The sequence below is a fragment of the Streptacidiphilus sp. BW17 genome (assembly GCF_041262485.1).
Taxonomy (GTDB): domain Bacteria; phylum Actinomycetota; class Actinomycetes; order Streptomycetales; family Streptomycetaceae; genus Streptacidiphilus.
Genome location: NZ_JBGCCR010000003.1, coordinates 277683 through 292439, shown reverse-complemented (window position 1 = coordinate 292439; position 14757 = coordinate 277683). Strand labels below are relative to the sequence as shown.

Genomic DNA, 14757 nt, shown 5'->3' with positions numbered 1-14757 from the left:
GCGAGCGGGCGGTCGAGGTGCTGCTGCTCCTGCTGCGGATCCTGCTTCTGCTGCTTCTGCTGCTTCTGCTGCTGAACCGTCACGGTTCGTCCCCCCTGGTCAGTTGGCGGCGTTGCTGGTGGTCCAGTGCGCGGCGAGGTCGGCCCACAGATAGGCAGAGGCCTCCACGCCCTTGTCGAGCAGGGCCAGCTCGACCTTCTCGTTGATGGAGTGCCATCCGTCGGACGGGATGGAGATGCCGAGGAAGAGCACCGGCGCCCCGAGCACGTCCTGCAGATCGGCCGCAGGCCCGGATCCACCCTCACGGGTGAAGCGGATCTCCTGCTCGAACGCGCGACCCATCGAACGGGCAAGCGACTGCAGCGCCGGGTGGTCGAGCGGCGTCAGGCAGGGACGGGTGCTGCCGCGGAACTCGATCTCGTGCCGGATGCCCGGCGTGACCTGCCCGGCGACCCAGTCGGTGACCGCCTGACGGACCTTGTCCGCGTCCTGGCCGGCGACCATCCGGAAGGAGAGCTTGAGGTGCGCCTCGGCGGGGACGATGGTCTTGCCGCCGGGGCCGGTGTAGCCGCCCCAGATGCCGTTGACCTCGGCCGTCGGGCGGGCCCAGATCCGCTCCAGCGTGGTGAAGCCCTCCTCCCCCTGGGTGGCACGGGACTTGGCGACGCCCAGCCAGACGTCCTCGTCGAAGGGCAGCTCGGCGAAGAGCTCCCGCTCACGCTCGGTCAGCTCGATCACGCCGTCGTAGAAACCGGGGATGTCGACCCTGCGGTCCGCGTCGTGCAGTGCGGCGACCAGGCGGGCCGCCTCGTCGGCGGGGTTGGGCACGGCGCCACCGAAAGAGCCGGAGTGGATGTCGGTGTCCGGGCCGTAGAGGCTGATCTCCGCGTCGGCGAGGCCGCGCATGCCGGTGCAGACGCTCGGGGTGTCCGCGGCCCACATGCCGGTGTCCGAGATGATGACGACGTCGGCAGCCAACCGGTCCGCGTGACGGCGGATCAGGTCGCCGAAGTTGGGCGAGCCCGACTCCTCCTCGCCCTCGATCAGCAGCTTGAGGTTGACGGCGGGGGCGGTCCGGCCGGTCGCGGCCAGGTGGGCCCGGACACCGAGGGTGTGGAAGAAGACCTGGCCCTTGTCGTCGGCGGCGCCGCGTGCGTACATCCGGCCGTCGACGACGGTCGGCTCGAACGGGTCGGTGTCCCAGCCGTCCTCACGCGCGGCGGGCTGGACGTCGTGGTGGCCGTAGACGAGCACGGTCGGCGCGGCGGCGTCCCCCGACGGCCACTCCGCGAAGACGGCGGGGAGGCCACCATCGGCTGTCTCCCATACCTCGGCGACCGGGAAGCCGGTCTCCCTGAGCTTGGCCGTGAGCCAGTCCGCCGACCGGCGGACCTCGCCCTCGCGGTCCGGGTCGGCCGAGACCGAGGGGATGCGCAGCCAGTCCGCGAGATCGTCGCGGAAGGCGGCACTGTGCTGGGCGATGTACGCACGGACGACGCTGTCCGGGGCTTCGGTGGTGCTCATGGCACCCACCCTAGTTCGAAGCCTGCACGCTCCGGGAACCGCCCGACGGCTGAGACCTGCCCGTCCGTGTGCCCGGACGGGCGTCGGGGCGGGTGTCCGCCTGGGCGGGCGTCCTGGCGGGCGTCCGGGCGGGTTCGACGAGGTGAGCGCGGCGGGGTGCCCCGCTGGCGTAGGTTCGACCCGTGAGCCAGCTGCGCGTCGCGACCTTCAACCTGCTGCACGGCCAAGCCATGACCCCGGACGGGAGGCCGCTCCCCGACCTCGTCTCCGGAGCCGACCCCGGCGCCCCGCTGGCGGAGGCCGTCGCCGGACTCGACGCGGACGTGCTCGCGCTGCAGGAGGTCGACCGGTACCAGCCCCGCTCGGGCCTGGTGGACCAGGCCGCGGTCGCGGCGAAGGCGATGGCCGCGCAGGACTTCCGCTTCGCCGCCGCGGTGGTGGGGCGTCCCGCACCGGTGGCCGGCTGGGTCCACGCACCGGGCGGGGCGTCGCTGCGCGTCTACGGCCCCGACGACACTGCCCGGGACACCGACCAATCCGCCTACGGCACCGCGCTGGTCACCCGGCTGCCGGTGCTGCACTGGCGTGCCCGGCGTTTTCCGGCCGCGCCCTTCGGACTGCCGCTGCGGGTGGCCGGGCGACGCGGGCTGACTCCCGTGCCGGACGAGCCGCGTGCCGCGCTGGCGGCGGTGCTGGACGGACCGAACGGGCCGATCACCGTGCTGGCGGCGCACCTGTCCTTCGTGCCCGGCTGGAACATGGGCCAGCTGGCCGGGATGCGGCGCTGGATCTCCGACCTGCCCGCGCCCTACCTCCTGCTCGGCGACTTCAACCTGATCGGGCCGGTACCGCGCACCGTGCTGGGCGGGGCGTCGGTGGTCGACCGCAGCCGGCTCCGGGTGCGGCGGCGGACCCACCGCCCGACGACCAGCCCGCACCGCAGGCTCCAGGGCTGGCGCGATCTAGCCCGGACGCCCACGTATCCGGCGCACCGACCCGCGGTGCAGTTCGACCACGTGCTCGCGGTGGGCGTGCCGCGCAGCGCGGTGGCGTCGGTGCGGACCCCGACGACGGGGGTGTCGGACCACCGGCCGCTGGTGGTGGACCTCCGCCTCGGCGGTGACTGGGCGGGGCACTAACCGCGTCAGGGCCTGTCCGGCGGGACTTTCCGGGCCCGGACCTCACCCCTGCGGCGTCGCCCGGTCGTTGACCACACGCGGGTGGACCACCGAGCGGGCCGCCACCGCGGCGCCCGCGGTGGGCACGGGCGCGTACTGGAGCAGCAGCATCGCCGCGTCGTCGCCGAGTTGGTGGCCGACGTGCCTGCGGACGTCCTCGTGGATGCGGTCCAGCACCTCGGACGGAACGTCCGAACTGGCGCAGTCCGGGACCCGCTCCGCCAGCGGGTAGAAGACACCCCAGCTGTTGCGCGCCTCGATGACCCCGTCGGTGTAGAGCAGCAGCCGGTCCTCGGCCTGCAACGGGAGCTGCAGGATCGGCGGGGCGACGTCCTCGGGTTCCAGGACGCCCAGCGGCGGGACGTTGGCGGGCGGGTCGAGGAAGCGCACCGGGGCACCTCTGCGGAGCAGCAGCGGCGCGGGGTGACCGCAGTTGACGATCTCCACCACCGAGTCGGCGCGGAGTCCGATCAGCACCAGGGTCACGAACTCCTCCTCGCTTCCCTCGTGCTCGTCACCGTTCTCGTGTAGCGCGCGGCCGAGGCTGTCGGCGAGCCAGGAGGCGACCCGGTCCAACGCCTGCTCCTGGTGCGCGGCTTCGCGGAACGCGCCCAGGATGGCCGCCGCCGTCTCGACCGCCGCCAGGCCCTTGCCGCGGACGTCGCCGATGACCGCGCGCACCCCGTAGCGGGTCTGCACCACTTCATAGAGATCCCCGCCGATCCGGGCGTGGGCGGCGGCTGCGGCGTAGTGGACGGCGGCCCGGACCGGGCCGATCCGCTCGGGGATGGAGCGGAGCAGGATCCGCTGGGCGACCTCGGAGACCAGCCGGGCGTCCGCGAGGGCCCGCTCCTGGCGGTTCCGCAGCAGCACGCTGGTCGCGCCGATCGCGCTGATCAGGATGATCGCCAGCACCGACGCCGTGTGGACCGACTGCGACAGCGTCCGGTCCTCGGCGGCGATGCCGAAGGCCTCGCCCACCGTGACCGCGCCGACGGCCAGCGGGAACCAGATGCTGTTGCTGACCACGGCCGCGAGCGCCGGGCCTGCGGTCAGCGCGGGCTCGAAGGTGACGTTGGGGTTGTTGCTGGCGCGGTCGAGGATGAAGACCAGGATCACCCCGACGAACGGCAGCAGCAGAATCGCACGACCCCAGCGGCTGTGGAGGCGGAACCTTCCGGCGGCAGTCAACGTCGTCTCTCCTGCGGGCGCTGTGCAACGAAGGATGGGTGTCGAGTCGGGCAGCCCGAGGACGGGTGCCCCCTCCCGCGGCCGAATTAGTTCAAAGTTGGATCGAAGTTGACTGGTTAATGACCCCACATTAGGCGCGAATTGGACAGACCGCACCGTCCTTTCACGAATCCCCGGTGGTCACGTCAGCGACTCCGTCCTCGCTCGGGGCGACGGCGCCGATCAAGGCGGCCAAGCCCTTGCGGTCCGGAAACGAATCAGGACGCACCACAGTGCCGCTTCGAACATACAGAAATGCGGCGCCGACGCGATCAAGAGGAACGCCCTGCTGCTCGGCCCAGGCCAACCGGTAGACCGCCAACTGCAGCGGATCGGCCGTCTCGCGCTGGTTGGTCTTCCAGTCGACGACCTCGAAACCACCGTCGTCGGTCGCGTAGACCGCGTCGATACGTCCACGGATCACCCGCCCCGCCAGCATCAACTGGAACGGCGCCTCGACCGTGACAGGGGTGCGCGAGGCGTACTCGCTGCGTAGGAAGGCCTCCTTGAGCTGGGCGAGATCGCGTTCGTCGGCGATCCCCGAGTCGTCCGCGCCCGGCAGTTCGTCCTCGCCAAGGAGCAGCAGCGGCTCGACCGCGAGCCGGGACTCCACCCAGGCGTGGAACCGCGTGCCGCGCCGCGCGGCGGGCTGCGGCGGACGCGGCATCGGGCGGGCCAGCTCGCGGGCGAAACCCGCCGGATCGGCGGCGACGCGCAGCAGTTGGGAGGCGGAGAGCGAGCGCGGCAGCGGCACGTCGCGCACCCGGCTGCGGGAGCGGCGCAGCTCCCCGGCGAGCAGCTCCAGATCCCGGTCCCAGGAGGCGACCAGACGTCGCTCCTCCGGTGTCTCCAGCGGGGGCTCCGGCGGCAGTTCGCCCGCCGCTCCGGTCAACGGTCCGGTCGCCGGTCCAGGTGAGAGGCCTGGTCCGGCGGCGGGCCCGTTCCCGGTTGCGGGTTCACCCGCGACGGCGCCGCTCGGGGACCAGGCCCAGCGCGGCCCCGCCAGCACCCGTTCGCCCGCCGCGCGGCGCGCCCGCTGGGCCGGGAGGTCCAGCGGCAGCGGCCAGGCGTGCTCGACGTCCGTGTCCAGCGCGGGGTTGGCCGCGCCGGGAGCCGGTGCCTCGGCCCAGGCCTCGATCTCGACACCGGACCCGGGACGCTGCTCGCCGAACTCGCGCAGCGCGGTCAGGAACGCGGACGGTCCGCGCGGGCGCTTCTGCGTCGGGCCCCACCAATGGCCGGAGGCGTAGAGCTGCGCACGCGGGCGGGTGAAGGCGACGTAGCCGAGGCGCAGCTCCTCCGTGGCGGAGTGGTGCTTCATCTCGGTGTCGAAGGCGGTCAGTCCCTTACTCGTCCACTGTGGGTCGGCGGCCAGCGAGGCCGCGTCGCCGCGCAGGGCGTGCGGCAGCACCTCGGGGCGCGAAGTCCACTTCTCCCGCCCGGTGTTGCTCGGGAAGGCACCCTTGACCAGGCCGGGGACGAAGACGACGTCCCACTCCAGGCCCTTGGACTTGTGCGCGGTGAGCACCTTCACGGTGTCCTCGCCGCCCGGAAGCGTGTTGTCGAGGCCCCGGTCGTACTCCTGGGCCGTGCGCAGGAAGCCGAGGAACGCGCCGAGCGACGGGTCGCCGTCCAGGTCGGCGAAGCCGGCGGCGATGTCGAGGAAGGCCGAGAGCGTCTCGCGGCGGCGGGCGGCCAGCGCGTGCGGGGAAGCGGAGAGTTCGACCTCCAGGCCGGTGACCGCGAGCACCCGGTGCAGCACGTCCATCAGCGGCTCAGCCAGCACCCGGCGCAGCTCGCGGATCTCCGCCGCGAACCGCTCGAAGCGCAGCGCGGCCTGCTCCGAGAAGGGCAGCTCCGGCTCCCCGGCCTGGCCCGGGTAGAGGAAGGACTCGAGCCCATCGGCCAGGGAGACGATCTCCGTCGGGTCCGCCTCGGCCACGGCTTCGCTGAGCTTGTCCCGCTCCCCCGGCGCTGCGGACGCGACGCGGACCAAGTCCCGGGCGCGGCGGCCGAGCAGGGCCAGGTCACGCGGACCGATCCGCCAGCGCGGACCGATCAGCAGCCGCACCAGCGCCGCGTTGGCCGTCGGGTCCTGAAGCACCTCACAGGTGGCGACCAGGTCGGCGACCTCCGGCAGGTGGAGCAGCCCGGACAGACCCACCACCTCGACCGGGACGTCGCGCGCCACCAACGCGGCGTGCACATCGGGGAAGAGCTCCCGCCCGCCGCGGCAGAGCACGGCGATCCGTCCGGGCGACGTGCCCGTGCGGACCAGGTGCGCGACGGAGTCGGCGACCCAGGCGACCTCCGCCTCGTGCGACTCCAGCAACGCGCCGCGCAGCCCCCCGGCCTGCTCCTCGCCGCGAGCGGGACGCAGCGCCTCGACGCCCTCGTGCATGGCCCGCAACGGCGACGCCAGCTCGTTGGCGAAGGCCAGCAGCCGCCCGCCCGAGCGACGGTTCTCGCTGAGTGCGTAGCGCGCGGCGGAGGTGTCGTCGGCATGGCGGAAGTGGCGCGGGAACTCGTCCAGGTTGGCGACGGACGCGCCACGCCAGCCGTAGATGGCCTGACAGGGGTCGCCCACCGCGGTGACGGGGTGTCCGGTGCCGTCACCGAAGAGGCCGGAGAGCAGCAACCGCTGGGCGACGGAGGTGTCCTGGTACTCGTCGAGAAGGACGACCCGGTACTGCTCGCGCAGCAGCGCGCCGACCTCGGGCCGGGTCTGCGCGAGCCGGGCACAGGCGGCGATCTGGTCGCCGAAGTCCATCAGCCGGGCCTCGCGCTTGCGAGCGCGGTAGCGGGTGACCAGCTCGGTCAACTCACGCCGGGCCATGGCCGCGGCGGGGACCTTGCGCAGCTCCTCGTTGCTGAGCTTCACCGAGGCGAGCTCGTCGAGCAGCGCCGTGTCGAACCCGACCAGCCGCTCGGGTTCGACCAGGTGCTCGGCGAGCTCACCGTCGAGCTTGACCAGCTTGGCCACCAACGAGGAGACGCCGTCGGTCAGCGCCGGGAACGGGCCCGGCGCCTGCCGCAACACCCGCGCGGCGAGCTGGAACCTGGTCGCGTCGGCGAGCAACCGGACGTCCGGCTCCAGGCCGATGCGCAGGCCGTGGTCGGTCAACAGCCGCCCAGCGAAGGCGTGGTAGGTGGAGATCTCGGGCTCGCCGGGATCGTCGCCATGGTGTCCGCCCGGCCCGTGCAGAGCCTCGGCCGGCTCGGCGGAGGCACCGATCCCGGCCAGGGCCAGCGCCTTGCGGACGCGCTCGGACAGCTCGGCGGCGGCCTTGTTGGTGAAGGTCAGCCCGAGCACCTGGTCCGGCCGGACCTGCCCGGTGCCGACCAGCCAGACGACACGCGCCGCCATCACCGTCGTCTTGCCCGACCCCGCGCCCGCGACGATCACCGCCGGGGCGAGCGGCGCGGTGATCGCGCGCAGCTGCTCGGCGGTGAAAGGGATCCCGAGCAGCTCCTTGAGCTCCTCGGGACCGGAGAGGGGTCCAGGCATGCGGTCCACGCTAGCGGGGACGACTGACAGATCCCGAAGAAACGGAAGGGAACTCTCTCACATCCCACTCACGTCGTCCGGGCTCGTAGCCGGGGTGGGCCCCGGCCGGACGCCAGTCGCTCCTCGCCCGGCTACTCCATCGCCTGGCTACTCCACCACCTGGCGGCCCTCCGGCCGGGCCGAGCAGCTGCCGTGGAAGGAACAGTGGCCGCACTGGTCACCGGTCGTCGGCACGAACCGCTCGTTGACGATCCGGTCGGCCGCCTCGACCAGCAGGCCCTCGATCCACTCGCCGCCCTCGGTGAGCGAGGCCTGGCTCTGCACCTTGGGCGCGTCCGGAGCGGTACGGGACGCCTGCTGACGCAGCTGGACCAGCTCCGCGCCGCCGGGACCCGGTCGGTCACCGTCGAAGACGTCGTCCACCGCGCCCTCCCGGACCGCGAGTTGATAGACGCCCAGCTGCGGATGGGCCCCCCCCTGCGCCGCGGTCACCGTCCTGCGGCCGGTCTTGAAGTCGACCACGTACGCCGCGCCGGTCGACGCCTCCTGCTCGACCCGGTCCATGGTGCCGCGGATGCGGACCGCGTACGGGCCTGCCTTGAGCTCGACGTCGAAGGGCTGCTCGGTGGCCACCGGGACCCGGCCCCGCTCGGCGACATGCCAGGTCAGGAACCGTTCAAGCGCGGCGCGCGCCTCGCCCTTCTCCTGCTCGGACTTCCACGGCGCGTCGAAGGCGAGCGCGTCCCAGACCCGGTCCAGCCGGGCCATCAGCACGTCCAGGTCGGCCGGGGTCCGGCCGGCGCCGACCTCCTCGGCGAGCACGTGGACGACGTTGCCGAAGCCCTGCGCCCCGCTGGACGCCTCCTGCGCCCGGACCTCGCGGCCGAGGAACCACTGCAGCGCGCACGCGTCGACGGACTCCAGCGCGCTGCCGGACAGTTCCACCGCACGCTCGGGATCGCGGACCGGCACCTCGTTCTCGGTCGGGTCGGCCATGCCCCACCAACGGTGCGGGTCGGCGGCCGGGACCAGCGGAAACCCGTCGTCGTCGGTCAGCGAGACCAGCCTGGCCAGCCGCTCGGCCGCGGCCTCGCGCAGCCTCGGCGAGGCATCCGCGTCGACGGTGGTGGCCCGCAGCTCGGCGACCAGCGCGGCGACGGCCAGCGGACGGCGCGGCCGGTGACCGATGTCGTCGACCCGGACCTCCGGGTGGCGACTGCCGTCCGCACGCTGCCGGTACAGCTCGCGCAGGAAGCGGGACGGCTCGTCCCCGTCCTCGGCCGGGGCCTGCACCGCCGTGACCACCAGCCGCTCCTTGGCACGGGTGACGGCGACATAGAAGAGGCGTCGCTCCTCGGCGAGAAGCGCCGTGGACGGCATCGGCTCGGCCAGTCCGTCCTGCCCGATCCGGTCGGCCTCCAGCAGCGAGCCGCGACGGCGCAGGTCCGGCCAGAGGCCCTGCTGCACTCCGGCGACGACGACCAACGGCCACTCCAGGCCCTTGGAGCGGTGCGCGGTCATCAGCCGGACGGCATCGGGGCGAACCAGACGGCCGGAGAGGGTGTCCGCGGCGATGTCCTGCTGCTCCAGCTCGGCGAGGAAGTTCAACGCGCCGCGCGGGCCCTCGGCGTGGGACTCGGCGCGTGCGGCCGTCTCGAACAGTGCGCAGAGCGCGTCCAGGTCCCGGTCGGCGTTGCGTCCGGCGGCGCCACCGCGCAGCGCCCCACGTTCCAGGCGTTCCCGCCAGGAGGAACTCGCCTCCCAGAGCGCCCAGAGCGCTTCCTCGGCGCTCACACCGCTGAGGAGCAGCTCGCGCACCTTGCGCAGCAGCAGACCCAGCTCGCGCGCGCGGCGGGCGGGCTGACCGGCGAGCAGCACCAGACGCTCGGGCTCGGCCAGCGCCTCGCGGATCAGCAGCTCCGCGCCGCGGACGGCGTGTTGGCGCTCCGGCGGGAGCGCGCGGAGCTCGGTGCGCTCCTCCTCGCGCAGGAGTCGGCCCAGCCGCCGCAGGTCGGCGCCGTCCAGCCCGCCGAGCGGGCCGGTGAGCAGGTTCCGGGCGACCTCCGGAGTCAAGGGGTCGTCATCCACCGGCACCGGACGCGCCGGAGCCTCGCCCGACGGGTCGTCGTCCGGAGCCTCGGGGGCTTCCGCAAGCACGTCCTCAGGCAGCGGCAGCCCGGCCGCGCGTCGGCGGGCGCGGACCGCGCCGACCGCGCAGACGCGCAGCGCGGCGAGCAGCGGGGCCACGGCGGGCTCGGCGTGCAGTGGCAGGTCGTCGCCGTCGATGTCGACCGGGACGCCCGCCGAGGTCAGGGCCCGGCGCAGCGACGGGAGCGAGCGGGCGCCCGCGCGGACCAGCACCGCCATGTCGCTCCACGGCATGCCCTGCTCCAGATGCGCGCGGCGGAGCAGGTCGGCGATGTTGTCCAGTTCGGCGCCGGGAGTGGGGAAGGTGAGAATCTCGACCGTCCCGCCCTCGCGGGAGGGCAGCAGCCCACGGTGCTCCGCGAGCGCTGCGGCGGGCAGTCGGCCCGTCGGCAGCCGCTCCGCCAGCACCCGGCTCGACGCGAGCAGTCGCGAGCCCGCGCGCCGCGAGACGCGCAGCACCTCGACCGGCGCCGGCGAACCGTCGGCCTGCGGGAACGCGTGCGGGAAGTCGAGGATGCCGTTGACGTCCGCGCCGCGGAAGGCGTAGATCGACTGGTCCGGGTCGCCGACCGCGACCAGCTCCCGCCCGTCCCCCGCGAGCGCCCGCAGCAACCGCACCTGCGACGGGTCGGTGTCCTGGTACTCGTCGACGAAGACCACCCGGAAGGTGCGCCGCAGCTCCGCGCCCACCTGCTGTTCCTCGGCCAGCAGCACGGCGCGGTGGACCAGCTCGGCGTAGTCGAGCAGGCCCTGGCCGTCCAGGACGTCCAGGTACTCGCCGAGGAACGACGACGCCGCCTGCCAGTCCGGGCGACCGACCTGGGCCGCGAAGCGCTCCAGCGCCGTGTCGTTCAGGCCCAGCTCGCGGGCACGGGCCAGCACCGCACGGACCTCGTCGGCGAAGCCGCGCGTGGTCAGCGCCGCACGCAGCTCGGTAGGCCAGGCCGGACCGCCCGCGCGTCCGCTGCGGGCGTCCTCCGCACCGCCGGCCAGCAGCTCGCGCACCATGACGTCCTGCTCCGGGCCGGAGAGCAGCCGCAGCGGCTCGGCATAGAGGTCGGGCTCCTGGTGCGCGCGGAGCAGGGCGTAGCAGAAGGAGTGGAAGGTCGTCGCCTGCGGGGCGACCGCGCCGCCGACCCGCGCGGTGATCCGGTCCCGCAGCTCGACCGCGGCCTTGCGGCTGAAGGTCAGGACCAGGATCTCCTCGGCCGGGACGCCCTCGGCGATCCGGGTCGCTACCGCCTCGACCAGGGTCGTCGTCTTGCCCGTGCCCGGACCGGCCAGCACCAGCAGCGGACCGCCCCGGTGGTCCACCACGGCCTGCTGGTAGCGGTCCAGGACAGGCGGCACCACGGGCGCGACGGGCTCGCGCACCAGGCGGTACGCGCCTGCGGGGACAGAGGTGGTCATGGGCGTGATCCAGGGGAGAACAGCGGGCGGTGCGACGAAACGGCGTACACCGGAACGGCGCGCGCCTCACGCACTCCGTCCGGTGACGAGCCTACGATCCTGCCCCGACAACCCCACCTTTGTCCCCCGCTTCGCGGGATCGATCAGCCCCACCGGCGCCACGCAACCCCACCGGTGCCACCCCAGCGCGGTATGCGGCTCCGGATGCGGCGCCGTGCCCCGCTCACCTCAGCGGGAACGGCCGTCCCAGCGGGCCTGCCGCAGATCGACGCGCGGCATGTGGTCCGCGCCGGCGTGACGCAGCGGAGTGCCCTCCACTCTGTACTGCTCCAGTGCGCGCAGCTCGTGCCCCGGCAGCAGCCGCCCGTCCGCACGGATCACCCGCCACCACGGGACCGCTCCGCCGTAGAGCGCCATGACCCGTCCCACCTGACGAGGGCCCCCCTCACCGACGAATTCGGCCACGTCGCCGTAGGTCATCACCCGTCCGGCCGGAATGAGTTCCGCCGCCTCCAGCACACGCTCCGCATACGGCGGAATCCCGGCCCCAGGCTCCTCTTCGTTCACACCCGGCATTCTGGCGCATGCCCCTGACAGCGACGAGAGCGGAACGTGAGAACGGTGCGTGGGAACACGGTGCGAACGGCGACACTGACGAGTGGCAGCACAAGGGAACGTCCTCGCTCACCCGGCCGGGGGAATGTAGCATCCGGCTGGGGTCGGCACGGGGACACCTCACCGCCGCGCGCTCGATCCGACCATGCCACCCTTGAATGACCTGAGGGGACCCTGAGGGGACGATGGCGGGCGGACGGACAGAAGGCATACAGGTAGAGATGACCGGATCGAGCGCGAGCGCGGATCAAGGCGCCGGCGCGACCAGCGGCACGCCCGGATTCGGGGCACCGCCGACCGAGCCGGGTCAGTCCAGCACGCCCGCGCGACCCTCCGTGCTGCAGGAACCGGTCACCGACGACCCGGTGCCCACGGAGCCGCCCTCCGAGCCGGTCGCCCCTGTCGCGCCCGCGACGCCCGCTCCCACGTCGGCCGGTGTCGACCTGGTGAAGCGTTCCGCCACGGCGACAGCGGTCACCCCGAGCGCGCGCGGGAAGGGCGGGCACCACCTCGTGCACCGCGGCGCCCGCCACGAGGCCCCGCACGGGTCCGAGCAGGGCAGCGTCGCCATCGACGAGCCACTGCTCTCGGCGCGCGCCCACCGTCCCTCGGACCTGATCCGGTTCCTGCTCGGCCTGCTGGGCATCGCCGCCGTGCTGGTGCTGACCAGCGTCGCCAAATCCACCACGACCGGTCTGACCAGCGACATCACCTCGGGCGCGACCAAGCTCCCCAGCGTCCTGGTCACGCTGACCAGCTTCTTCTCCACTGCGGCCGTCCTGGTCGTGCCCGTCGCCTTCGCGGTCGAACGGCTGATCAAACGGGACGGCCTGCGCGTCGCCGACGGCGTGCTCGCCGCCGTACTGGCCCACGGGCTCTCGCTCGGCATGGACGTCTGGGTGATGCATGCGGCGCCCTCGCAGATCCGCGACGCGCTGACCATCAACAACCAGACCGACGCCGTCCACGGCTATCTGACGCCCGTCATCGCCTACATGACCGCGGTCGGCATGGCCAGCCGACCACGATGGCGGGTCGCGCTGTGGACGGTCGTGCTGCTGGACAGCGTCTCCCAACTGGTCGGCGGGTCCACCACCCCGCTCTCCATCGCGATCACCATCCTGCTCGGCCTGACCGTCGCCTACGGCACCCTCTACGCGGTCGGCAGCCCCAACGTCCGGCCGACCGGCGAGCACCTGCTGGCAGGTCTGCGCAAGGTCGGCTTCGACCCGATCAGCGCCCACCGCTCCCCCGACGGCCCCGAGGGCACCCGGCGCTACCTGGTCGTCCAGCAGGTCGGCCCGCCGCTGGACGTCCACGTCATCGACCGGGAGCAGCAGGCCTCCGGCTTCTTCTACCGGATGTGGCGTCGACTGCGGCTGCGCGCCGTGGCCACCCGGTCCAGCCCGCAGTCGCTGCGCCAGGCGCTGGAGCAGGAGGCGCTGATCGCCTACGCGGCCAACGCCGCAGGCGCCCACTCGCCGCACCTGATCGCGACCTCGGAGCTGGGCCCGGACGCGATGATCCTGGTCTACGAGCGGATCGAGGGCCGCGGCTTCGCGGACATCCCGGACGACGGGATCACCGACAAGATCCTGCGCGACACCTGGACCTCCGTCCGCACCCTCCACGACCGCCGGATCGCGCACCGCCAGCTGACCTCCAAGGCGCTGCTGGTCACCGAGGACGGCAGCACCTGCCTGGTCAACCTGGCCGGTGGCGACATCGCGGCCGGTGACCTGGCGCTGCGCATGGACGTCGCCCAGCTGCTGACCACCTTCGCGCTACGGGTCGGCGCCGAACGCGCGGTCACCTCGGCGACCGAGGTGCTGGGCACCAGCCGGACCGCCGCTGCGCTGCCGATGCTCCAACCGGTCGGCCTGAGCCGGTCGACCCGGCAGGACCTGGGCGCCTACCACCGCCAGCGCAAGGCGGAGGTCCAGGCCGCCCGGGACGCGCACATCGCCTCCGGTGCGAAGCTGGAGGAGGCGCTGGAGGTCCACCCGGACCCGACCGACCTGCTCTCCCAGATCCGCGAGGAGATCCTCCAGCTGGTGCCGCAGGCCCCGGTCGAGCCGGCCAAGCTGGAACGGCTGCGGCCGAAGACGCTGATCAGTCTGATCGCCGGTGCGTTCGCCGCCTACCTGCTGGTCGGCCAGCTGACCAACAACCCGCTGGCCAAGGTCGCCCACGCGCAGTGGGGCTGGATCGCGGTGGCCGTCGGCGCCTCGGTGGCCAGCTACGTCGGCGCGACGATGAGCCTCTCCGGCTTCGTCCCCGAACGGCTGCCCTTCGGGCGCACCTTCGCCGCCCAGGTGGCCGGCTCCTTCGTGAAGCTGGTGGCTCCGGCGGCGGTCGGCGGCGTGGCGCTCAACGCCCGGTTCCTGCAACGGGAGGGTGTCCGCCCGGGCCAGGCCGTGGCCTCCGTCGGCGCCTCACAGCTGGTCGGCCTGGGCATGCACATCCTGTTGCTGCTGGGCTTCGGCTTCATCGCGGGTACGGCCAACAGCTCAGACGTGCCGTCGGCGCGCACGGTGATCACCGTGCTGCTGATCGCGGCCGTGGTGGTGCTGATCGTCGCCGCGATCCCGCGGCTGCGGCGCTGGGTCGTGCTGCAGCTGCGCACGCTCTTCATCGGCGTCATCCCGCGCATGCTCGACCTGCTCCGCACCCCCTCCAAGCTGGCGACGGGCTTCGGCGGGATCATCCTGGTGTCGATCGCGTTCATCGCCTGCCTGGACGCCTGCGTCATGGCGTTCGGCGGCTCGGCGGGCTTCGCGGCCATCGCCGTCGTCTACCTCGCGGGCAACGCGGCGGGCTCGGCGGTGCCGGTGCCCGGCGGCATCGGAACCATCGACACCGCCCTGATCCTGCTGCTCACCAGCGCAGCGGGCGTCCCGGCGCTGATCGCCGGACCGGCGGTGCTGATGTTCCGCATCCTGACGTTCTGGTTCCCCGTCCTGCCGGGGTGGCTCTGCTTCAGCTATCTGCAGCGCAAGGGTGCCCTGTAGGCAGAGGGGACGTTGCAAACGTCCAGGGGCGCGGGGAACTGCGCGACAAGCCATCCTGTGTGGTGACTCGCCGAACGAGCAGGGCCATCCGCATGTCGGTGGTTGCTCGCGCAGTTCCCCGCGCCCCTGAGAG

Annotated in this window: 7 protein-coding genes; 2 read left to right on the top strand and 5 right to left on the bottom strand. The window is 73.2% G+C overall.

All coding sequences use genetic code 11. From position 1 onward, the window contains the following. Positions 1-99 precede the first annotated feature (99 nt). A complete protein-coding gene (locus ABH940_RS05335; RefSeq protein ID WP_370104481.1) occupies positions 100-1524 on the bottom strand; it encodes a dipeptidase in 1425 nt (474 codons plus the stop codon). 182 nt (positions 1525-1706) lie between these two features. Here ABH940_RS05335 and ABH940_RS05330 point away from each other — a divergent pair, with 182 nt between their 5' ends. After that, positions 1707-2663, top strand: coding sequence for an endonuclease/exonuclease/phosphatase family protein (locus ABH940_RS05330; RefSeq protein WP_370104479.1), 957 nt, complete (start codon positions 1707-1709; stop codon positions 2661-2663). Between the two features lie 42 nt (positions 2664-2705). Here the strand turns inward: ABH940_RS05330 and ABH940_RS05325 are convergent, their stop codons facing one another. The 4 genes from ABH940_RS05325 to ABH940_RS05310 all read right to left on the bottom strand — a co-directional run bounded on the left by ABH940_RS05325 (position 2706) and on the right by ABH940_RS05310 (position 11565). Further along, a complete protein-coding gene (locus ABH940_RS05325; RefSeq protein ID WP_370061083.1) occupies positions 2706-3893 on the bottom strand; it encodes a PP2C family protein-serine/threonine phosphatase in 1188 nt (395 codons plus the stop codon). Between the two features lie 163 nt (positions 3894-4056). Next, entirely contained in the window at positions 4057-7440 is a 3384-nt protein-coding gene (locus ABH940_RS05320; protein ID WP_370104476.1) for an ATP-dependent helicase, read from the bottom strand. Between the two features lie 147 nt (positions 7441-7587). Further along, positions 7588-10998 carry an ATP-dependent helicase gene (locus ABH940_RS05315; protein WP_370104473.1) on the bottom strand — a complete coding sequence of 1137 codons (3411 nt, stop codon included), beginning with the start codon at positions 10996-10998 and terminating at the stop codon, positions 7588-7590. Positions 10999-11226: 228 nt separating this feature from the next. Continuing rightward, on the bottom strand, positions 11227-11565 hold the full coding sequence (locus ABH940_RS05310) for an MGMT family protein (RefSeq protein ID WP_370061089.1): 339 nt from the start codon (positions 11563-11565) through the stop codon (positions 11227-11229). Between the two features lie 269 nt (positions 11566-11834). Here ABH940_RS05310 and ABH940_RS05305 point away from each other — a divergent pair, with 269 nt between their 5' ends. After that, positions 11835-14624 (top strand): flippase-like domain-containing protein, encoded by a 2790-nt coding sequence (locus tag ABH940_RS05305; protein WP_370061091.1) that lies wholly within the window; start codon positions 11835-11837, stop codon positions 14622-14624. Positions 14625-14757: the final 133 nt, after the last annotated feature.